19 protein-coding genes and 1 riboswitch are annotated in these 19,704 nt (G+C 65.4%); of the genes, 16 read left to right on the forward strand and 3 right to left on the reverse strand.

Annotated features, from left to right (window positions below; genetic code table 11):
• Positions 1 to 74 precede the first annotated feature (74 nt).
• The 6 genes from pstS to phoB all read left to right on the forward strand — a co-directional run bounded on the left by pstS (position 75) and on the right by phoB (position 5,331).
• Positions 75 to 1,088, forward strand: a complete 1,014-nt coding sequence (gene pstS, locus JQ617_RS36745; RefSeq protein WP_212030617.1) for a phosphate ABC transporter substrate-binding protein PstS — start codon at positions 75 to 77, stop codon at positions 1,086 to 1,088.
• 133 nt (positions 1,089 to 1,221) lie between these two features.
• Positions 1,222 to 2,211: a phosphate ABC transporter permease subunit PstC gene (gene pstC / locus JQ617_RS36750; RefSeq protein ID WP_212030684.1), complete on the forward strand. Its 990-nt coding sequence runs from the start codon at positions 1,222 to 1,224 to the stop codon at positions 2,209 to 2,211.
• Position 2,212: 1 nt separating this feature from the next.
• Positions 2,213 to 3,058 (forward strand): phosphate ABC transporter permease PstA, encoded by an 846-nt coding sequence (gene pstA / locus JQ617_RS36755; protein ID WP_212030618.1) that lies wholly within the window; start codon positions 2,213 to 2,215, stop codon positions 3,056 to 3,058.
• Positions 3,055 to 3,873: a phosphate ABC transporter ATP-binding protein PstB gene (pstB, locus tag JQ617_RS36760; RefSeq protein ID WP_212030619.1), complete on the forward strand. Its 819-nt coding sequence runs from the start codon at positions 3,055 to 3,057 to the stop codon at positions 3,871 to 3,873. The genes pstA and pstB overlap by 4 nt, the downstream gene beginning before the upstream one ends.
• An 11-nt stretch (positions 3,874 to 3,884) precedes the next feature.
• Complete coding sequence (gene phoU / locus JQ617_RS36765) at positions 3,885 to 4,601, forward strand: phosphate signaling complex protein PhoU (protein ID WP_028155152.1); 717 nt, start codon at positions 3,885 to 3,887, stop codon at positions 4,599 to 4,601.
• A gap of 22 nt (positions 4,602 to 4,623) precedes the next feature.
• The gene (gene phoB, locus JQ617_RS36770) at positions 4,624 to 5,331 is read left to right on the forward strand and encodes a phosphate regulon transcriptional regulator PhoB (RefSeq protein WP_008143479.1); all 708 of its coding nucleotides are present in this window, start codon (positions 4,624 to 4,626) and stop codon (positions 5,329 to 5,331) included.
• Positions 5,332 to 5,438: 107 nt separating this feature from the next.
• Here the strand turns inward: phoB and JQ617_RS36775 are convergent, their stop codons facing one another.
• Positions 5,439 to 5,951, reverse strand: coding sequence for a GcrA family cell cycle regulator (locus JQ617_RS36775; RefSeq protein ID WP_018644522.1), 513 nt, complete (start codon positions 5,949 to 5,951; stop codon positions 5,439 to 5,441).
• A gap of 455 nt (positions 5,952 to 6,406) precedes the next feature.
• On the opposite strand from JQ617_RS36775, the gene JQ617_RS36780 reads away from it, so the two are divergent.
• The 3 genes from JQ617_RS36780 (at position 6,407) to JQ617_RS36790 (ending at position 9,776) form a co-directional block, all read left to right on the forward strand.
• Positions 6,407 to 7,609, forward strand: a complete 1,203-nt coding sequence (locus JQ617_RS36780) for an aspartate aminotransferase family protein (RefSeq protein WP_212030620.1) — start codon at positions 6,407 to 6,409, stop codon at positions 7,607 to 7,609.
• Entirely contained in the window at positions 7,609 to 8,532 is a 924-nt protein-coding gene (gene argF, locus JQ617_RS36785; RefSeq protein WP_212030621.1) for an ornithine carbamoyltransferase, read from the forward strand. The genes JQ617_RS36780 and argF overlap by 1 nt, the downstream gene beginning before the upstream one ends.
• Before the next feature lie 236 nt (positions 8,533 to 8,768).
• Positions 8,769 to 9,776, forward strand: coding sequence for an Hsp33 family molecular chaperone (locus JQ617_RS36790; protein ID WP_212030622.1), 1,008 nt, complete (start codon positions 8,769 to 8,771; stop codon positions 9,774 to 9,776).
• A 188-nt stretch (positions 9,777 to 9,964) separates the two neighbouring features.
• Here the strand turns inward: JQ617_RS36790 and apaG are convergent, their stop codons facing one another.
• Positions 9,965 to 10,357, reverse strand: a complete 393-nt coding sequence (apaG, locus tag JQ617_RS36795) for a Co2+/Mg2+ efflux facilitator ApaG/CorD (protein WP_063687726.1) — start codon at positions 10,355 to 10,357, stop codon at positions 9,965 to 9,967.
• Between the two features lie 214 nt (positions 10,358 to 10,571).
• Here apaG and JQ617_RS36800 point away from each other — a divergent pair, with 214 nt between their 5' ends.
• Genes JQ617_RS36800 through JQ617_RS36810 form a run of 3 tightly spaced genes read left to right on the forward strand, consistent with a single transcriptional unit; the run spans position 10,572 to position 13,618 of the window.
• A complete protein-coding gene (locus tag JQ617_RS36800) occupies positions 10,572 to 11,822 on the forward strand; it encodes an OpgC domain-containing protein (RefSeq protein WP_063686415.1) in 1,251 nt (416 codons plus the stop codon).
• Positions 11,822 to 12,601 carry an SGNH/GDSL hydrolase family protein gene (locus JQ617_RS36805; RefSeq protein ID WP_212030623.1) on the forward strand — a complete coding sequence of 260 codons (780 nt, stop codon included), beginning with the start codon at positions 11,822 to 11,824 and terminating at the stop codon, positions 12,599 to 12,601. Before JQ617_RS36800 ends, JQ617_RS36805 begins: the two co-directional genes overlap by 1 nt.
• 12 nt (positions 12,602 to 12,613) lie before the next feature.
• A complete protein-coding gene (locus tag JQ617_RS36810) occupies positions 12,614 to 13,618 on the forward strand; it encodes an SGNH/GDSL hydrolase family protein (RefSeq protein WP_212030624.1) in 1,005 nt (334 codons plus the stop codon).
• Positions 13,619 to 13,725: 107 nt separating this feature from the next.
• Here the strand turns inward: JQ617_RS36810 and JQ617_RS36815 are convergent, their stop codons facing one another.
• The gene (locus JQ617_RS36815; protein WP_212030625.1) at positions 13,726 to 14,913 is read right to left on the reverse strand and encodes an O-succinylhomoserine sulfhydrylase; all 1,188 of its coding nucleotides are present in this window, start codon (positions 14,911 to 14,913) and stop codon (positions 13,726 to 13,728) included.
• Between the two features lie 74 nt (positions 14,914 to 14,987).
• A riboswitch (SAM riboswitch) is annotated at positions 14,988 to 15,067 on the reverse strand.
• 80 nt (positions 15,068 to 15,147) lie between these two features.
• On the opposite strand from JQ617_RS36815, the gene JQ617_RS36820 reads away from it, so the two are divergent.
• From JQ617_RS36820 to JQ617_RS36835, 4 genes are all read left to right on the forward strand, one after another.
• Complete coding sequence (locus JQ617_RS36820; RefSeq protein WP_156527835.1) at positions 15,148 to 16,284, forward strand: 2'-deoxycytidine 5'-triphosphate deaminase; 1,137 nt, start codon at positions 15,148 to 15,150, stop codon at positions 16,282 to 16,284.
• Between the two features lie 110 nt (positions 16,285 to 16,394).
• Entirely contained in the window at positions 16,395 to 16,808 is a 414-nt protein-coding gene (locus JQ617_RS36825; protein ID WP_212030626.1) for a PAS domain S-box protein, read from the forward strand.
• A 104-nt stretch (positions 16,809 to 16,912) separates the two neighbouring features.
• Positions 16,913 to 17,965, forward strand: a complete 1,053-nt coding sequence (locus JQ617_RS36830) for a hypothetical protein (protein ID WP_212030627.1) — start codon at positions 16,913 to 16,915, stop codon at positions 17,963 to 17,965.
• Between the two features lie 226 nt (positions 17,966 to 18,191).
• Positions 18,192 to 19,637 carry an MATE family efflux transporter gene (locus tag JQ617_RS36835; RefSeq protein ID WP_212030628.1) on the forward strand — a complete coding sequence of 482 codons (1,446 nt, stop codon included), beginning with the start codon at positions 18,192 to 18,194 and terminating at the stop codon, positions 19,635 to 19,637.
• The last annotated feature ends 67 nt before the right edge of the window (positions 19,638 to 19,704 follow it).

Genomic DNA, 19,704 nt, shown 5'->3' on the forward strand with positions numbered 1-19,704 from the left:
CCGCTCCTAAAGGGGCGGCGCGGGGAGCGCGATCGGGCGCGGATGGCGCTTCGCTCCCCTGTATGGAGACCAGCATGAATTTCATCAAAACGATCGTCGCTGCCGGCTTGGTCGCCGCAACGACGACGGCGGCCTTTGCCGCCGATATCACGGGTGCCGGTGCGACATTCCCGTTCCCGATCTATTCCAAGTGGGCTGACGCCTACAAGAAGGAGACCGGCAACGGTCTGAACTACCAGTCGATCGGCTCGGGCGGCGGCATCAAGCAGATCCAGGCCAAGACCGTGACCTTCGGCGCCAGCGACGCGCCGCTCAAGGCCGAGCAGCTCGAGAAGGACGGCCTCGTCCAGTGGCCGATGGTGATGGGCGCCATCGTTCCCGTCGTCAACATCGAGGGCGTGAAGCCCGGTGAGATGGTGTTCGACGGCGAGACCCTCGCCTCCATCTATCTCGGCAAGATCACCAAGTGGGACGACGCCGCGATCAAGAAGCTCAATCCGAACGTGAAGCTGCCGTCGGACGCGATCACCGTGGTCCGCCGCTCGGACGGTTCGGGTACCACCTTCAACTTCACCAACTACCTCTCCAAGGCCTCGGCCGACTGGAAGAGCAAGGTCGGTGAGGGCACCGCGGTCGAGTGGCCGGTCGGCGTCGGCGCCAAGGGCAACGAAGGCGTGTCGGGCAACATCAGCCAGACCAAGAACTCGATCGGTTACGTCGAGTACGCCTATGCCAAGCAGAACAAGCTGACCTACACCGGTCTCGTCAACAAGGCCGGCAAGCCGGTGCAGCCGACCGTCGAGGCCTTCCAGGCGGCCGCTTCCAACGCCGACTGGGCCAAGGCTCCCGGCTACTACGTCATCCTGACCGACCAGCCCGGCGAGAAGTCCTGGCCGATCACGGCTGCGACCTTCATCCTTATGCACAAGGACGCCACCGACAAGGCGGCCTCGCAGGAAGCCATCAAGTTCTTCCGCTGGGCCTTCAAGAACGGCGGCAAGGCGGCTGAGGAACTCGACTACATCCCGATGCCCGAGGGCGTCGTGACCCTGATCGAGAAGACCTGGGCTGCCGAGATCAAGAGCTAAGGCGCTCCTCCTCCCGGACAGGGTGCCGGGATGATCCAAGACCTCCGCTCCGGATCGGCATCGCGCCAGATCCGGAGCGCGCCACCAACAACAAGCATGTATAAAACGGCTACAGGGGATCGGCGTGGCTGAGATGGCTGTCGAGAGCAACGTAATTGATGCTGCCGGACCGTATGACCGCGCCAAGGCATTAAGCGCGTTCAAGCTCGGGGACCTCACCTTTTACTGGATCACGCGCCTGAGCGCGATTTCCGTGCTGCTGATTCTCGGCGGCATCATCATTTCGCTGATCGTCGGCGCCTTCCCGGCGATGAAGGAATACGGCCTCTCCTTCCTGTGGACGCAGCGCTGGGCGCCGTCCGCCGATCCGCCGGTGCTCGGCGCGCTCGGGCCGATCTACGGCACGCTCGTCACCTCCTTCATTGCGATGGCGATCGCCATTCCGGTCGGTCTCGGCATCGCGATCTTCCTCACCGAGCTCTGTCCGCAATGGGCACGCCGTCCGATCGGCATGGCGATCGAGCTGCTCGCCGGCATTCCCTCGATCATCTACGGCATGTGGGGCTTCTTCGTGCTGGGTCCGTTCCTGGCCAACACCTTCCAGCCCTTCATGATCAAGATCTTCGACGGCGTCCCCGTGCTGGGCGCGATCTTCGCAGGTCCCCCGTCCTATCTCAGCCTGTTCAACGCCGCGCTGATCCTCGCCATCATGGTGCTGCCTTTCATCACCTCGATCTCGGTCGACGTGTTCAAGACCGTGCCGCCGGTGCTGAAGGAGGCCGCTTACGGCGTCGGCTGCACCACCTGGGAAGTCGTCCGCAGCGTGGTGATCCCCTACACCCGCGTCGGCGTCATCGGCGGAGTCATGCTGGCGCTGGGCCGCGCGCTCGGCGAGACCATGGCGGTGACCTTCATCATCGGCAACTCGTTCCGCATCTCCTCGTCGATCTTCGCGCCCGGCACCACGATCTCGGCGGCGATCGCATCGGAGTTCGCCGAGAGCGACGGCCTGCACCAGTCCGGCCTGATCCTGCTCGGCCTGCTGCTGTTCGTGCTGACGTTCTTCGTGCTCGCGGCTGCACGGTTGATGCTGATGCGTCTCGAAAAGAAGGCGGGCAAGTAACATGAACCCGATTTACGCACGCCGTCGCCGCATGGACATCGTCATCCGTGTGCTCTGCCTCGGTGCCGCCGCCTTCGGCGTCACGTGGCTCGCATTGATCCTGATGACGCTGCTCTACAACGGCATTGCCGGTCTGAACCTGCAGATCTTCGTCGCCGACACGCCGCCTCCGGGCTCGACCGAAGGCGGCCTGCGCAACGCCATCGTCGGTTCGATCATCATGACCGTGCTCGGCGTCGGCATCGGCGCGCCGCTCGGCCTGTTCGCCGGCACCTATCTCGCCGAGTACGGCCGCAACGACAAGCTGACCTCGGTGATCCGCTTCATCAACGACATCCTGCTCTCGGCGCCCTCGATCATCATCGGCCTGTTCATCTACGGTGCGGTGGTGGTGCCGATGCGCGGCTTCTCGGCGATCGCCGGCAGCCTCGCGCTTGCCGTCATCGTCATCCCGGTGGTGCTGCGCACGACTGAGGACATGCTGCTGCTGGTGCCGAACGCGCTGCGCGAGGCGGCTTCCGCACTCGGCCTGCCGCGCTCGCTGGTGATCAAGCGCATCGCCTATCGTGCGGCGCGCTCCGGCCTCATCACCGGCGTGATGCTGGCCACCGCCCGCGTCGCCGGCGAGACCGCGCCGCTGCTGTTCACTGCGCTGTCGAACCAGTTCTTCAGCCTGGGCCTGAACAAGACGATGGCCAACCTGCCGGTCACCATCAACAATTTCGTCCAGAGTCCCTACGCCTATTGGAAGCAGCTGGCCTGGAGCGGCGCGCTGCTGATCACGTTGACCGTGCTTGCCCTGAACATTGGCGCGCGCCTCCTGAGCGCCGAGAGGACTGCAAAATGAGTGAAATGTCTGTTTCCGTCAGTACGCCCGTTCATCCCGGCTCGCAGCCGCTGCCGGAAGCGCCCGCCAAGGTGACGGTGCGCAACCTCAACTTCTATTACGGCGAGCACCACGCGCTGAAGAACATCAACCTGACGCTCGGCACCAACCGCGTCACGGCGTTCATCGGCCCGTCGGGCTGCGGCAAGTCCACCCTGCTGCGCATCTTCAACCGGATGTACGACCTCTATCCGGGCCAGCGCGTCACCGGTCAGCTGATGCTCGACCAGACCAACATCCTCGACCCCAAGCTTGATCTGAACCTGCTGCGCGCCCGCGTCGGCATGGTGTTCCAGAAGCCGACGCCGTTCCCGATGACGATCTACGAGAACATCGCCTTCGGCATCCGCCTCTATGAGAAGATCTCGAAGTCGGAGATGGACGACCGCGTCGAGAAGGCGCTGCGCGGCGGCGCGCTGTGGAACGAGGTCAAGGACAAGCTCAACGCCTCCGGCCTGTCGCTGTCCGGCGGCCAGCAGCAGCGCCTCTGCATCGCCCGCACCGTCGCGGTGCGGCCCGAGGTGATCCTGTTCGACGAGCCCTGCTCGGCGCTCGACCCGATCTCGACCGCCAAGGTCGAGGAGCTGATCCAGGAACTGTCCGAGAATTACACGATCGCGATCGTCACCCACAACATGCAGCAGGCGGCGCGCGTCTCCGACAAGACCGCCTTCATGTATCTCGGCGAGCTGATCGAGTTCGACGACACCAGCAAGATCTTCACGTCGCCGACCGATCGGCGCACGCAGGATTACATCACCGGCCGGTTCGGCTGAGGAGACGGGACATGGGTTCTGAACATACCGCAAAAGCCTTCGACACCGACCTCCAGGAGCTCACCCGCCTGGTCGCCGAGATGGGCGGCATCGCCGAGCGCATGATCGTCGATTCCGTCGACGCGCTGATCCGCCGCGACGTCGCGCTCGGCCAGCGCGTCGTCACCATCGACGCCGAGCTCGACGCGCTCCAGAAGAAGATCGAGGAGCGTGCCGTTCTCACCATCGCGCGCCGCCAGCCGATGGCGGTGGACCTGCGCGAGATCGTCGGCGCGATGCGCGTCGCGACCGATCTCGAGCGCATCGGCGACCTCGCCAAGAACATGGGCAAGCGCGTCGCGGCGCTGGAGACGGACTTCCATCCGCTCAAGCTGTTCCGCGGCCTGGAACACATGACCGACCTCGTGCAGCAGCAGGTCAAGTCGGTGCTGGACGCCTATGCCGCGCACGACCTGCCGGCAGCGATGGCGGTGTGGAAGGGCGACGAGGAAGTCGACGCCATCTGTACCTCGCTGTTCCGCGAGCTCCTCACCTACATGATGGAGGATCCGCGCAACATCTCGTTCTGCATCCACCTGATGTTCTGCGCCAAGAACATCGAGCGGATCGGCGACCACGCCACCAACATCGCCGAGACCGTGTTCTACATGATCGAGGGCCAGGCGATCACCGACAAGCGGCCGAAGGGCGACATGACGACCTTCGCCACGACGGTTCCGAATACCTGAAGACTTAAGGAGCGACGACACCATGGGCGCACGCATTATGGTGGTTGAAGACGAGGAAGCTCTCACCGAGCTTCTGCGCTACAACCTCGAAGGCGACGGCTATGACGTCGAGACGGTGATGCGCGGCGACGACGCCGACACCCGTCTCAAGGAACATATTCCCGATCTGATCGTGCTCGACTGGATGCTGCCGGGCCTGTCAGGCATCGAGCTGTGCCGGCGGCTGCGGACCCGCCCCGAGACCAAGCAGCTCCCGATCATCATGCTCACCGCGCGCGGCGAGGAGAGCGAGCGGGTGCGCGGGCTGGCCACCGGCGCCGACGACTACATCGTCAAGCCGTTCTCGGTGCCGGAGCTGCTGGCGCGCGTGAAGGGCCTCTTGCGGCGCGCCAGCCCCGAGCGGCTCGCCACCGTGCTCGCCTATGGCGACATCGAGCTCGATCGCGACAAGCGCCGCGTCGCGCGCTCGGGCCGGCCGATCGATCTCGGCCCGACCGAATATCGCCTGCTGGAGTTCTTCCTGGAGCATCCCGGCCGCGTGTTCTCGCGCGAGCAGCTGCTCGACAGCGTCTGGGGCCGCGACATCTACATCGACGAGCGCACCGTCGACGTCCATATCGGGCGCCTGCGCAAGCTGCTCAATCTCGGCCGCGAGCAGGACCCGATCCGCACGGTCCGCGGTGCGGGCTACGCGCTCGACGACCGCTTTGCGAAAGCCGAGCAGACCTGAGAGCGGCTTCAGGCAGGCCAAATAAAAAGCGCGCCACATGGCGCGCTTTTTTATGCCTCGATCATCGTCCCGGCCTCACGTCGGGACGGTGTCGCTTAAAACCGTGCTCAGCGCGTGCCGGGCTTGGCCGGCGCGCGCCGGCGATCCGCGGCGGGCTGATAGGCCACGCGCGAGTGCTGGGCGCAGTAGGGCAGGCCCGAGAGCGCCTTGCCGCCGCAGAAGAAGAAATCCGGGCTCGAGGGATCGCCGACCGGCCAGTGGCAGGTCGCCTCGTTCAGCTCCAGCAGCGACAGCCGCTGGCTCATCGGCACCACGTTGTCGTAGGTCACGGGCTCCGCCTCGACCTCGACCTCGAAGGCCTGCGCCAGCGCGGTGTTGCCGCGGGCGATGGGGCGGCTGACCCGCATCATATGCTGCGCGGGACGCGCCTTGCGCGGCCGCGGAGCTGCCGAGGAGGGGCTCTTGGCGCGGCCGGACAGGCCGAGCCTGTGCACTTTGCCGATCACGGCATTACGGGTCACGTTGCCGAGCTCGGCTGCGATCTGGCTGGCCGACAAACCGGCCTCCCAGAGCTTTTTCAACTGCTCGACGCGATCGTCGGACCAGGTCAAAACCGTCATTGCACCCTTTCCCTCGCCGCGCGGCTGCCGTCCTGGCGCCCTGCGGCGAATGCCTAAGCCTCGAAAAACCCGTGCCGCCAGAATCCCTTAAGGCTCGCCGGGCGTAACCAGAACGCCCGAACGTTTACGCCGGTACATGAGGACTTAGAGGATCAGAACTGCTGCACGAGATGTCGTATCTGACAAGCCAAACGCTACAATATGGCGTGACTCACGCGCAAGAGTCCGCCGACTCGCTTCCACATGTTCCGTGGCTAAAACCGCGCTAATTAGGCACCGCAAGACTACGGATTCTGCGTTTCGCGAGGCTTTCGGGCGGCATTGACACCCGTTCTACCCGGCATAAGATAGTGTCACGTGCCGCCCTTAAAAGGCGGCACGTTTCGTTTTCCGGGCCGGTCAATGGTGCGCTGCGTGAGCGCGCCCGGGCCGTCCTCAACAATCAAGTGATCGTCATGACTAACAGCGCAGCGCCGCATTTGCTCCCCGTTTTCGCCAGAGCCGACCTCGGTTTCGAGCGTGGTGAAGGCTGCTGGCTGATCGCGACCAATGGCGATCGCTATCTCGATTTCACCTCCGGCGTCGCGGTGAACGCGCTCGGTCACGCCCATCCCGCGCTGGTCAAGGCGCTGCAGGAGCAGGCGACCAAGCTCTGGCACATGTCGAACCTGTTCCAGAGCCCGGACGGCGAGAAGCTTGCCGCGCGCCTGTGCAGCGAGAGCTTCGCGGACTTCGTGTTCTTCTGCAATTCCGGCGCCGAGGCGCTGGAGGGCGTGATCAAGCTGGTCCGCCATCATCACTTCTCCAAGGGCCATCCGGAGCGCTACCGCATCATCACCTTCGAAGGCGCCTTCCACGGCCGCACGCTGGCAACGCTCGCCGCGACGGGATCGCCAAAATATCTCGAAGGTTTCGGTCCGCCGATGGACGGTTTCGACCAGCTCCCGCACGGCGACATCGAGGCCGTGAAGAAGGCGATCGGCCCGCAGACCGCCGGCATCCTGATCGAGCCGATCCAGGGCGAGGGCGGCGTGCGCTCGGCGACGCCGGCGTTCCTCAAGGCGCTGCGTCAGCTCTGCGACGAGAAGGGCCTGCTGCTCGCCTTCGACGAGGTGCAGACCGGCATGGGGCGCACCGGCGATCTGTTCGCGCATCGCCGCTACGGCGTCACGCCTGACGTGATGTCGCTCGCCAAGGCGCTCGGCGGCGGCTTCCCGATCGGCGCGGTGCTGGCCACCGCGGAGGCGGCCTCCGGCATGGGCCCCGGCTCGCACGGCTCGACCTTCGGCGGCAATCCGCTGGCGATCTCGGCCGCGAACGCCGTGCTCGACGTCATGCTCAAGCCCGGCTTCTTCGACCACGTGCAGAAGATGTCGCTGCTGCTCAAGCAGAAGCTCGCCTCCGTGATCGACCGTCATCCCGACGTCGTCAGCGAGGTGCGCGGCGAGGGCCTGCTGATCGGCATCAAGGCTGTCGTGCCCTCGGGCGATCTCGTCGCCGCGCTGCGCAACGAAAAGCTGCTCACGGTCGGTGCCGGCGACAATGTCGTGCGCTTCCTGCCGCCTCTGATCGTCACCGAAGCCGAGATCGAGGACAGCGTCGGACGGCTGGAGCGCGCCTGCACTGCGCTCACGGGCAACAAGCGGGCGACAAGCTGATGAGCAAGTCCCCGAAGCACTTTCTCGATATCAACGAGCTCCCGTTGTCGGAGCTCAAGAGCATGCTCGACGCCTCCTCGGCCATGAAGGCGAAGCAGAAGGCGCATCAGCCGGTCAGGCCGCTCGAAGGCAAGACGCTGGCGATGATCTTCGAGCGTCCCTCGACGCGCACCCGCGTCTCGTTCGACGTCGCCATGCGCCAGCTCGGCGGCGAGCCCATCATGCTCACCGGCGCCGAGATGCAGCTCGGCCGCGGCGAGACCATTGCCGACACCGCGCGCGTGCTGTCGCGCTATGTCGACGCCATCATGATCCGCATCCTCAACCACGATGCGCTGCTGGAGCTCGCGGCGAATGCGACCGTGCCCGTCATCAACGGCCTGACGCGGCGCTCGCATCCCTGCCAGGTGATGGCGGACCTGTTGACCTATCAGGAGCATCGCGGCCCGATCGAGGGCAAGACGGTGGCCTGGACCGGCGACGACAACAACGTGCTGGCGTCCTGGGCGCATGCCGCCGAGCGCTTCAAATTCCAGCTCAACGTCGCAACACCGCCGGAGCTCGCGCCGAAGAAGCCGATGCGCGACTGGATCAAGGCGACCGGCGCACCGATCGTGCTCGGCAGCGATCCCGAGGCCGCCGTGAAGGGCGCCGACTGCGTCGTCACCGACACCTGGGTGTCGATGGGCGACAAGGAGGGCGAGCATCGCCACAACGTGCTCAAGCCCTACCAGGTCAATTCGAAGCTGATGTCGCTGGCAAAACCCGACGCGCTGTTCATGCACTGCCTGCCCGCGCATCGCGGCGAGGAGGTCACCGACGAGGTGATCGACGGCCCGCAATCGGTCGTGTTCGACGAGGCCGAAAACCGCCTGCACGCGCAGAAGGGCATTCTGGCCTGGTGCTTCGACGCGGTGAAGTAGCGGCGGCGAAGGTAATCGTCGTCCCGGCGAAGGCCGGGGACCCATACCGCGTGATCTCTCTTGTGGAGGCGGGCGGAGGCGATGAGTCATCGCCAAATCAATATTTGTGGCTATGGGTCCCGGCCTTCGCCGGGACGACGACTGTGTTGCGGTATCGCTTTGCAATCGACCCACACCCGGAACACACACCACCCGCACCCCTTCCATTTCCGTCCTCCGACCCCAGATAAAGCGCCATGGTTTCCCAATCCCCTGACATGAAAACCGGGCCTGAAGGCCCGGTTCGCGCACCATCCGCGGTTCCGATCGATGACGCCGTGCTGCCCTACGAGGTCGACGCGCTCGACGTGCGCGGGCGGCTGGTCCGGCTCGGTCCGGCGCTCGACGAGATCCTGACCAAGCACGATTATCCCGCGCCGGTCGGCAAGCTGCTCGGCGAGGCCATCGTGCTGGCGACGCTGCTCGGCTCGGCGCTGAAATTCGAGGGCCGCTTCATCCTGCAGGCCCAGACCGACGGTCCGGTGTCGTTCCTGGTGGTGGACTACCAGGCGCCCGATCGCCTGCGCGCCTATGCGCGCTTCGACGCCGCGCGTCTCGGTGACGTCAAGGATTCCGGCACGCTGCTGGGCCGCGGTCATCTCGCCATGACCATCGACCAGGGCCCCGACATGAGCCGCTACCAGGGCCTGGTCGCGCTCGACGGTGGCAGCCTGGAAGACGCTGCCCACGAATATTTCCTGCGCTCCGAGCAGATCCCGACCAAGGTGCGCCTTGCCGTTGGCGAAGAATGGCGCTCGAGCGACGGCGGCAAGCATCGCTGGCGCGCCGGCGGCATGCTGATGCAATTCCTGCCGAAGGCGCCCGAGCGCGCGCGGCAGGCGGATTTGCATCCCGGCGATGCGCCCGAAGGCGCCGAGGTGCACAGCGTCGCGGAAGACGACGCCTGGGTCGAGGCGCGCTCGCTGATCGACACCGTCGAGGACGTCGAGCTGATCGATCCGGAGCTCTCCGGCGAGCGGCTGCTGTATCGCCTCTTCCACGAGCGCGGCGTGCGCGTGTTCAATCCGCTGTCGCTGAAAGCGCAGTGCTCCTGCTCGCGCGACGCGGTCGCCTCGATGCTGAAGAGCTTCTCGTCCGACGACCGCGCCGCGATGGTCAAGGACGACAAGGTCGTCGTGACCTGCGAGTTCTGCTCGTCGGTCTACCAGTTCACGCCGGATGAGGCGGGCGTCGAGGACGCGTAGGGCGCGCATTCTCCTTCATTGCTTCGTAGCGCTCCGGCTCGCGTGCCCCGGACGCAGCGCAGCGCTTCTTCAGCGGTGCGCTGCAGAGCCGGGGCCCATCTCGCCGCAGCTTTCCGTGTTGCCTTCTGGGTCCCGGCTCTGCGCAGCAACGCTTCGCGTTGCGGGGCGTCCGGGACACTCGGGTGCCCCTAGTTCAGCACCCGCTTGTTGTCCGGGCTGTCCAGCGAGAACGTCGGCACGTCGATCTCGAAGCGTTCGCCGGTTTCGCTGACCATCTGGTAGCGGCCGGTCATGAAACCGGAGGCGGTCGTCAGCGGCACGCCGGAGGTGTATTCGAACCGTTCGCCGGGGGCCAGGGTCGGCTGCTCGCCGACCACGCCCTCGCCCTTCACCTCCTGCTGCCGGCCGGTGGCGTCGGTGATGATCCAGTGCCGCGTCTTGAGCTGCACGGTTTCCTCGCCGGAATTGGTGATGACGATGGTGTAGGACCAGAAATAGCGGGAGCGGTCGGCCGACGACTGCTCCGGAACAAAGTTCGGCTCGACGGTTACTTCGATCTGGCGGGTCACGGCGCGATACATGGCCGACATCATACCGAAATCCGGTCCGGAACCAAACGCCGGAGCCGGTCCTGGCGACATCGTCCCGCCAGAATTGGCGAGGAAGTACACCCCAAGGGAAGGGCGTCCCCAAAGGGAAAAGCACCCCGATGTGATCCGGCCGCTTTGCGAGACGACGGCCGGACCGGTACACTCCATGTAACGTCGCGATTTGGGTGAGGGTTTTTAGGCCCCGATGACCATTGCCGACCAAGTGACGGGATCGACCATCGCGGGAACCGCCAATCCCGCGGAGACCAAGCCGCGTGCGGCCGCGCCGGCCATCTCGCTGCCCGCCATCGGCGAGCGCGAGCTCCGCCTCGACCTGTTCCGCGGGCTGGCGCTGTGGCTGATCTTCATCGACCATCTGCCGCCGAGCCTGCTGACCTGGTTCACGATCCGCAATTACGGCTTCAGCGACGCCACCGAGATCTTCATCTTCATCTCCGGCTACACCGCCGCCTTCGTCTATGGCCGCGCCATGCTGGAGAGCGGCTTCGTCATCGCCACCGCGCGCATCCTGCGGCGGGTCTGGCAGATCTACGTCGCGCACGTCTTCCTGTTCACGATCTTCCTCGCCGAGATCTCCTATGTGGCGACCAGCTTCGAGAACCCGCTCTACACCGAAGAGATGGGGATCATGGATTTCCTCAAGCAGCCCGACGTCACCATCGTGCAGGCGCTGCTGCTGCGCTTCCGTCCCGTCAACATGGACGTGCTGCCGCTCTACATCGTCCTGATGCTCGCGCTGCCCTTGATCCTGTGGTCGATGAAGTGGAAGCCCGACGTCACGCTGGCGCTCTCGACCGTGCTCTATGCGGTGACCTGGGAGTGGGACCTCTATTTGTCGGCCTATCCGAACGGGTTCTGGGCGTTCAATCCCTTTGCCTGGCAATTGCTGTTTGTGTTCGGCGCATGGTGTGCGCTCGGAGGTGCGCGGCGCATGTCGCGTATTTTAGCGTCGCCGGTAACGATGTGGATCGCGATCGCCTATATCGTGGCGGCGTTCTACGTGACGTTGACCTGGTATGCGCCGCGGGTGCCCCACCTGATGCCGAAGTTGCTCGAACAGTGGATGTATCCGATCGACAAGACCAACCTCGACGTTCTGCGCTTCACGCATTTCCTGGCGCTGGCCGCGCTTACCGTGCGCTTCCTGCCGCGCGACTGGCCGGGCCTGAAGTCGCCGTGGCTGCGGCCGCTGATCCTGTGCGGCTCCCATTCCCTGGAGATCTTCTGCCTCGGCGTCTTCCTCGCCTTCGCCGGCCACTTCATCCTGGCCGAAGTCTCAGGCGGCGCAGCCATGCATGCGCTGATTAGTCTCTCCGGAATCCTGATCATGTGGGGCGTGGCCTGGGTGATTTCGTGGTACAAGCGCGTGGCTGACAAGAGCGGTGCAAAAACCAAAAACGCCGTCGGCAACGCCGATCTGGCGGGAGGGGGCTGATGAAGGCGAAGGTTCTCCTGAGCCTTGTCCTGCTATGCGGTGTCCTCGCCGCGCCCCAGGCGCGCGCGGGCGATGCTGCGCCTGCTGCTCCGGCCGTGCCTCCCGCCTGCGAACTGCCGTCCTATCTGCTCACCAGCGAAAGCCAGCTTCCCAGGGTTGCCGAGGCCGTCAGGTCAGGCAAGCCACTCGAGGTTCTGGTCATCGGCAGCGGTTCGACGAGGATTCCGGCCTCCGAAGACGCCTCCTATCCGGCGCGCATGCAGGCCATCCTGAAGGACAAGCTGCCGCCGTCGGAGGCCTTGCACGTCTCCGTAGAAATACAGAGCAAGAAGACGGCAGAGGAGGCCGCCGCTACCTTCGTTAAGCTGGTGGAAGCAAAAAGGCCTACTTTGGTCATCTGGCAGACCGGGACCGTGGATGCTATCCGAGCCATCGATCCCGATGATTTTCGCGGCGCTGTGACCGAAGGGGTTACTGCGCTGCAAAAGGCAGGGGCTGACGTCGTGTTGATGAACTTGCAGTACAGCCCGCGTACGGAGACCATGATCTCGGTGCCGCCTTACCTCGACAATATGCGTGTGGTGGCGCAGGAGCACGACATCCCGCTGTTCGACCGTTTCGCGATCATGCGGCAGTGGAATGATCAGGGTCAGTTCGACCTGTTCAGCCCGTCCCGCGGGCCAGAGCTGGCGAAACAGGTCCATGATTGCCTTGGCCGGGCGTTGGCACAGTTCGTGTTCGACGCAGCCCATCTGGGGCCGGCCCAGCAGCAAAATTGAGGTCTAGCGTTAATGAGTTCTCTCCGCCCTTTTGGCTTGACGGCATGGCTGACTGTATCGGCAGCAGCCGTGCTGCTGCTGCTGACGCCGGCCTCGCAGTCGCGCGCGCAGGCGCAGGCGGCGCAGGCGACGCCTGCACCGGCGCAAGCCGCTAATCCCGCGCCCGCACCGTCCTCCCAGACCACGGTCGCGGCGACGTCGCCCGAGCAGCGCGGCATCACCTCGCGCGCCATCGACAAGGTGAAGCAGGTCGCGAAATCCGCCGGCGACATCTTCAGCCGCGTGCCCTGCCTGCCGCCCAAGGACGCGAACAAGGGCAGTGCGAAGGCGATGGGCTCGCTGCCGCATGTCGCCGCCAAGCTCGTCGCCGGTAAGCCCGTCGTGATCGTCGCGTTCGGCTCCTCGTCGACCGCCGGCTATGGTGCGAGCTCGCCTGATTTCAACTATCCGAACCGCCTCGCCGCGCAGCTGCACCGGCACTATCCGACCGCCGACATCACCGTCATCAATGCCGGTGTCGGCGGCGAAGACGCGCCCGAGATGATGAAGCGCCTGCAGACGCAGGTGATCGACGTGCATCCGGACATGGTGATCTGGCAGGTCGGCACCAACGCCGTGCTGCGCAATCTCGATCCCGGCGACACCGCCAAGCTCGTCGAGGACGGCATCGCCCGCATCCAGGCCGCCGGCGGCGCCGACATCGTGCTGGTCGATCCGCAATATTCGCCGGCCGTCAATCAGCGCGCCGAGAGCGCCGGCAAGATGATCAAGCTGCTCGGCAAGGTCGCCGAGCTGCGCAAGGTCGGCATCTTCCCGCGCTTCGAGGTGATGCGCGACTGGCACGAGAACCAGTCGATCCCGGTCGAGAGCTTCGTGATCGCCGACGGCCTGCACATGAACGATTGGGGCTATGCTTGCTTCGCCCAGCTGCTCGGCGATGACATCATCCGCTCCGTCGGCCAGATCAAGCTCGGGGTGAACGTGCCCGCGGATGTGCGGACGTACCGGCCGATGTAATTCGGTGGCGTAGGGTGGGTTAGGCGAAGCCGTAACCCACCACTTCTTCATCCGCGGAGATAGACAGTGGTGGGTTACGCTGCGCTAACCCACCCTACAATCTAAGATCACGCCTTCTCCAGCGCCGCCGTCAGATCCTCGATCAGATCGTCGGCATGCTCCAGCCCTGCGGAGAAGCGAATGAAACCTTCGCTGATGCCGAGCGCGGCGCGGTCTTCCGGCTTCAGGCGCTGATGCGTCGTGGTGGCCGGATGGGTCACGAGGCTCTTGGCGTCGCCGAGATTGTTGGAGATCTTCGCAAGCTTGAGTTCGTTGAGCACGCGGAACGCCGCGGCCTTGCCGCCCTTCACCTCGAAGCCGACCAGCGTCGAGCCGCCGCGCATCTGCTTCTTCACCAGCGCCGCCTGAGGATGATCGGCGCGGCCGGGATAGATCAGCCGCGAGATCTTCGGATGGCTCGCCAGCACCTCGGCGACCTGCGCCGCCGTGTCGGTCTGCGCGCGCACGCGCACGCCCAGCGTTTCCAGGCCCTTGAGCAGGACCCAGGCGTTGAAGGGCGAGATCGACGGGCCGGTCTGGCGCATGAAATTGTGGATGTGCTCGGCGATGAAGGCTTCCGACGACAGGATGATGCCGCCGAGACAGCGGCCCTGGCCGTCGATGTGCTTGGTCGCGGAGTAGACGACGACGTCGGCCCCGAGCGCGAGCGGGCTCTGCCAGATCGGGGTCGCGAACACGTTGTCGACGACAAGCCGCGCGCCACCCTTGTGCGCGATCTCGGCGATGCCGGGAATGTCGAGCACGTCGAGCGTCGGGTTGGTCGGGCTCTCCAGGAAGAACGTCTTGGTGTTGGTCTTCACCGCGCGCTGCCATTCATCGAGATTGGCGCCGTCGACCAGCGTGGTCTCGATGCCGTAGCGCGGCAACAGGTCCTGGATGACGTAGAGGCACGACCCGAACAGCGCGCGGGAAGCAACGACGTGATCTCCGGCCTTCAGCGGCGCCAGGATCGCGGTGGTCACCGCCGCCATGCCGGTTGCCGCCGAGCGCGCGGCTTCGGCGCCCTCGAGCTCGATCATGCGGCGCTCGAACATTGCGATCGTCGGGTTGGAGTAGCGCGAATAGATGAAGCCGGGATCCTCGCCCTTGAACCGCGCCTCGCACTCCTCGGCGCTGTTGTAGACATACCCTTGCGTCAAAAACAGCGCCTCTGACGTCTCGCCATATTGCGAGCGCAGGGTGCCGGAATGGACCAGGCGGGTTTCGGGGCGGTAAGTGGCAGGCGACTTCGACATAGGACCCTCCGATATGACCGTCTCGTCGAAAACGGTCACAAAAAAACCGGCCTGGATAAAACCACGGGCCGGGATCACAGAGGTCCCCGGCCTGTTTAGCGACTTATTTAACGTGGCTGCAAGCCGGCCGGCTCAAATCACCACGGGATAAGTGATGCTCATATTCCGCATTGCCCTTTTCGTCAAGGCGTCCATCGGATAGCCGTAAAAGGCTAGTATTTCCCGCATGTCCGGATGTACTTGACCCCTGATGAGGACCCTCGGTTGACGTTCACGGTCGCGCCCGACGCCAATGGTATCCTGCCCGACCGCATGATCGCGGCGATGGCGGAAGCAGGCCTCATCCTGCCCGCCTACGATTTCGTCGAGAGCCAGATCCAGCCGGCGAGCCTCGATCTGCGTCTCGGCGACATCGCCTATCGCGTCCGCGCCAGCTTCCTGCCCGGTCCCGGTGCCACCGTCGCCGAGCGCATCGACGAGTTGAAGCTGCACGAGTTTAGCCTTGCCGACGGCGCGGTGCTGGAGACCAACTGCGTCTACATCGTGCCGCTGCTGGAAAGCCTGGCGCTGCCGCCGGAGATCGTCGCGGCCGCCAATCCTAAAAGCTCGACCGGCCGCCTCGACGTCTTCACCCGCGTCATCGCCGACGGCACCCGCCGCTTCGACATGATCGGCGCCGGCTATCACGGCCCGCTCTATGCCGAGATCAGCCCGAAGACGTTTCCGGTGCTGGTGCGCGAGGGCTCGCGCCTGTCGCAGGTGCGCTTCCGCACCGGCGATGCCATCCTCAACGCCGACGAGCTCGATGCGCTGCATGCCGCCGAGCGCCTCGTCGATATCGACGATGCCGATCTCGCGGGCGGCGTTGCCGTCTCGGTCGATCTCTCCGGCGAGAAGGCGAACGGCTTCGTCGGCTATCGTGCCAAGCGCCATACCGGCGTCGTCGATGTCGATCGTCGCGCCGGCTATTCCGTCGAGGATTTCTGGGAGCCGATCTCGGCGCGCCCCGACGGCAGCCTGATCCTCGATCCCGGCGAGTTCTACATCCTCGCCTCCAAGGAAGCGGTGCAGGTGCCGCCGGATTACGCCGCGGAGATGGTGCCGTTCGATCCGCTGGTCGGCGAATTCCGCGTGCACTATGCCGGCTTCTTCGATCCCGGTTTCGGCTATGCCGGTGCCGGCGGGCTGGGATCGCGCGCGGTGCTCGAAGTGCGCTCGCGCGAGGTGCCGTTCATCCTCGAGCACGGCCAGATCGTCGGCCGCCTCGTCTATGAGAAGATGCTGGCGCGTCCCGACGCCATGTATGGCCAGCGCATCGGTTCCAATTACCAGGCCCAGGGCCTCAAACTATCGAAGCATTTTCGGGTGTAGCCCGATCCTGTAGCCCGGATGGAGCGAAGCGAAATCCGGGACACTCTCGCTTGTGGCACGATCCCGGTACGCTTCGCTCCATCCGGGCTACATTCCGGCGAGGTGGCGACATGACCGACCAATCCCAACTCGACGCAAACATCCTCAACGACGTCGCCGACGCGCTGATCTATTCCGATCGCGCCGGCACGATCACGCGCTGGAATCGCGCATCGAGCGCGCTGTTCGGCTTCACCGCCGACGAAGCGCTCGGCCAGAATCTCGACCTCATCATTCCCGAGCATCTGCGCGCCGCGCACTGGAAAGGTTTCGAGGCCGCGCTCGCGAGCGGCACGATGAAGCTTGCGGGCAAGCCGACACTGACCCGCGCGCTGCACAAGAGCGGCCGCAAGCTCTACATCGAGATGACGTTTGCGCTGGTGCGGGATGCCGGCGGCGCGGTGCAGGGATCGGTCGCGATGGCGCGCGACGTCACCGAACGCGTCGAGCGCGATCGCGCTGCGAAGGTTGCACGAAATTCGTGATGCGGAATTGACGGGCCGCCGCGCAGAGAGGCTTGCGCGCGCGTCATGTTGCCTGTCGGCAGAGGCGGTGACACACTCGATTGCAACAACGATCGGGAGCGAACATGACCACGCCAGGCGACACCGCGCAGGAAGCCCAATGGAAGCGCTGGCGTGCGGTCGCCGACCTCTACCACGCTTTTTTCACCGGCCTCATCCTCACCGTCGTCACGCGCCGCGGCACGGCGGATGCCGCCGAATTCGTCTTCCGCGTGTTCCGCCGCCAGCAGCAGGAGCGCTTCCTGCCGGGCCTTAGGAAGCTCGGGATCGATCATCTGCCGCCGGCGGTGGCCGCCGCGCAATATCACTATCTCTCCAACTGGATCGGCGGCGTCCACGTCGAGTACATGTACGAGAGCGACACCAAGGCCTGGATCCGCTATCCGCCGCCGCGCTGGATCTGGAAGGGCACCGCGATCTGCGGCGTGCCGGGCGAGGTCTCGCGCGCGATGCTGCGCGGCTGGCACGCCAACAACGGCGTCGCGCTCGGCGATACCAGGCTCGGCTTCGTCTGCACCAAGCAGAGCGTCGACGGCCAGGACGGGCTCGAAGGCTACTATCACCAGTACGACCATCCACTCGAGCTGGACCAGCGCCTCGTATTCGCGCGGCATCTGGAGGCGCCGTTGTTCGACGCAAAGACTGCACCGGCTCTGCCGGTCGCGAGCTGGCCAAAACCTCGGCTGGAAAAGGCCTATCGCAACTACGCGATGGAATATGTCCGCACCGCCGCGCCCGTGATGGTGCAGCTGTTCGGTCCGGAGGATGCCGCCTATCTCCTGCACCTCACAGGCAAGCTGATCGGGATGCAATATTTCGACGAGGTTGCCGCGGCGCTGTCGATGAGCCGCGGCGGCGCGAGCGAGTTCGCAGCGTTCCTGAACGCCCTGTTCGCCGCGCAGGATGACGCCGCCGAGACGACGCAGTCCGAGGGCGCGTTCGAAATCCGCCAGCAGAGCTGGAAGCTGATGGACGACGTCGCCGACTATCACCGCGCCTGTGCCAAGGTGCTGGAGGGTTTGTTCGAAGGACTGGCTGCGGGATGCGGCCGGCACATCGGCGTGCAGATGCGCACCGCCGCGGGCGGCCGTTCGCCGCTGGTCTGGACGATCGGGTGATGCGGCTGCGGCCGCGGCTTTACCTCTCCCCGCAAGCGGGGAGAGGGAGAAGAGCCGCAATTCCACGGGCTGAAATGCGCTGCCGCAGGGCACGCCTGCATCCGGCGCAGGAGGAATCGGCAATCGCCGTGCTAACAAGCCCGCACCGCGCCTTTCGCGCGAACGGATTTATTGGCACACCAAGTGATTGCTGCGCCGCGAATGGCGCCCGTGTCCGGGAGAGGAAATGTCCGACATCGCCGAGATCCCGGTCGATGAGCAAGAGCGTCCGCTGCCGCCGCCGCCGCGTCCCATCCAGAGCGCGCTGACCGACGGGCCGATCCTGCGCACGCTGCTCTCGCTCGCCTGGCCGAACGTGATCGCGCTGTCGGCCGGCACCTGCACGGTGATCGCGGAGACGTCCTATATCGGCCGGCTCGGCGTCGAGGCGCTGGCCGCGATGGCGCTGGTATTTCCGACAGTGATCCTGACCATGACCATGTCCGGCGGCGCCATGGGCGGCGCGGTGGCGTCCGCCATCGCGCGTGCGCTTGGCGCCGGCGATCGCGAGCGGGCCGGCACGCTTGCCATGCACGCGATGCTGATCGGCATCAGCTTCGGCCTCGTCTTCATGCTGGGCATGCTGATCTTCGGCCCCACGGTGCTCGAAATGCTCGGCGGCCGCGGCGATGTGCTGACGCATGCGATCGCCTACACGCAGGTGTTCTTCGGCGGCGCCGTGCTGCCCTGGCTGCTCAACACCATGGCCGGCATCCTGCGCGGCACCGGCAACATGAAGCTGCCGTCGTTCCTCATCCTCAACTCCGCGGCCTGGCAGATCGTGCTCGGCGGCACGCTCGGCCTCGGGCTCGGCCCGGTGCCGCAATTCGGCATGCGTGGCGTCGCGGCCGGCGCGCTGATCGCCTATTGCATGAACATCGCGATCATGGGCTGGTACCTGTTCTCCGGCCGCGCGCGGATCGCGCTGAAGCTGCGCGGCCTGCGCATCCAGTGGGCGATGTTCTTCGACATCCTGAAGGTCGGCGCCATCGCCTGCTTCTCCCCGCTGCAATCGGTGCTGACGATCTCGATCTTCACCCACATGCTGGCGAAGTTCGGCACGGCGATCCTCGCCGGCTACGGCGTCGGCGCCCGGCTGGAATTCTTGCTGACCTCGATCGCGTTCTCGTTCGGCATTGCCTGCGTGCCGATGGTCGGGATGGCGATCGGCGCCGGCCGCATCGCACGGGCCCGGCGCATCGCATGGACCGCAAGCGTCGCCGCCTTCGTCGCCGTCGGCGCGCCCGCGTCCCTCGTTGCGATCTTCCCCGATCTCTGGGTCAACATCTTCACCGACAGCGCGGCCGTGCGCGCGGCGAGCCATCAATATCTCTCGACGGTCGGGCCGTTCTACGCGTTCTTCGGCCTTGCGACGGTGATGTATTTCTCCTCGCAGGGCGCGGCGAAGGTGATCGGCCCGGTGCTGGCGCAGACGGCGCGGCTGATCTACATCTCGGCGGTCGGCTGGTGGCTGTCGACGCATGACGCCACGGCGCAGAGCTTCTTCTGGCTGGCTGCGAGCTCGATGGTCGTGCTCGGCCTGCTGTCATGCTCCAGCGTCCTGCTGACGCGCTGGGGCCCGCGCGTGAGCAAGCCCGCGATCAGGCCGGCCCTGTCCAGCGCGGCGGATTAGGACGCTCGCCGGATTTTTGTTTCCAAATGTTTCTGCTTCCTGCCTGGCAATGCCGGGTAACCGAAGC

Origin of the sequence: Bradyrhizobium sp. KB893862 SZCCT0404 (genome assembly GCF_018130885.1) — a bacterium.
In the GTDB taxonomy this organism is placed as follows: domain Bacteria; phylum Pseudomonadota; class Alphaproteobacteria; order Rhizobiales; family Xanthobacteraceae; genus Bradyrhizobium; species Bradyrhizobium stylosanthis.

Excerpts from the sequence above, each read along its gene's own strand:
- pstS (WP_212030617.1), top strand. The coding sequence starts at position 75 with ATGAATTTCATCAAAACGATCGTCGCTGCCGGCTTGGTCGCCGCAACG.
- pstC (WP_212030684.1), top strand. The coding sequence starts at position 1,222 with ATGGCTGTCGAGAGCAACGTAATTGATGCTGCCGGACCGTATGACCGC.
- pstA (WP_212030618.1), top strand. The coding sequence starts at position 2,213 with ATGAACCCGATTTACGCACGCCGTCGCCGCATGGACATCGTCATCCGT.
- pstB (WP_212030619.1), top strand. The coding sequence starts at position 3,055 with ATGAGTGAAATGTCTGTTTCCGTCAGTACGCCCGTTCATCCCGGCTCG.
- phoU (WP_028155152.1), top strand. The coding sequence starts at position 3,885 with ATGGGTTCTGAACATACCGCAAAAGCCTTCGACACCGACCTCCAGGAG.
- phoB (WP_008143479.1), top strand. The coding sequence starts at position 4,624 with ATGGGCGCACGCATTATGGTGGTTGAAGACGAGGAAGCTCTCACCGAG.
- JQ617_RS36775 (WP_018644522.1), bottom strand. The coding sequence starts at position 5,951 with ATGACGGTTTTGACCTGGTCCGACGATCGCGTCGAGCAGTTGAAAAAG.
- JQ617_RS36780 (WP_212030620.1), top strand. The coding sequence starts at position 6,407 with ATGACTAACAGCGCAGCGCCGCATTTGCTCCCCGTTTTCGCCAGAGCC.
- argF (WP_212030621.1), top strand. The coding sequence starts at position 7,609 with ATGAGCAAGTCCCCGAAGCACTTTCTCGATATCAACGAGCTCCCGTTG.
- JQ617_RS36790 (WP_212030622.1), top strand. The coding sequence starts at position 8,769 with ATGGTTTCCCAATCCCCTGACATGAAAACCGGGCCTGAAGGCCCGGTT.
- apaG (WP_063687726.1), bottom strand. The coding sequence starts at position 10,357 with ATGTATCGCGCCGTGACCCGCCAGATCGAAGTAACCGTCGAGCCGAAC.
- JQ617_RS36800 (WP_063686415.1), top strand. The coding sequence starts at position 10,572 with ATGACCATTGCCGACCAAGTGACGGGATCGACCATCGCGGGAACCGCC.
- JQ617_RS36805 (WP_212030623.1), top strand. The coding sequence starts at position 11,822 with ATGAAGGCGAAGGTTCTCCTGAGCCTTGTCCTGCTATGCGGTGTCCTC.
- JQ617_RS36810 (WP_212030624.1), top strand. The coding sequence starts at position 12,614 with ATGAGTTCTCTCCGCCCTTTTGGCTTGACGGCATGGCTGACTGTATCG.
- JQ617_RS36815 (WP_212030625.1), bottom strand. The coding sequence starts at position 14,913 with ATGTCGAAGTCGCCTGCCACTTACCGCCCCGAAACCCGCCTGGTCCAT.
- JQ617_RS36820 (WP_156527835.1), top strand. The coding sequence starts at position 15,148 with ATGTACTTGACCCCTGATGAGGACCCTCGGTTGACGTTCACGGTCGCG.
- JQ617_RS36825 (WP_212030626.1), top strand. The coding sequence starts at position 16,395 with ATGACCGACCAATCCCAACTCGACGCAAACATCCTCAACGACGTCGCC.
- JQ617_RS36830 (WP_212030627.1), top strand. The coding sequence starts at position 16,913 with ATGACCACGCCAGGCGACACCGCGCAGGAAGCCCAATGGAAGCGCTGG.
- JQ617_RS36835 (WP_212030628.1), top strand. The coding sequence starts at position 18,192 with ATGTCCGACATCGCCGAGATCCCGGTCGATGAGCAAGAGCGTCCGCTG.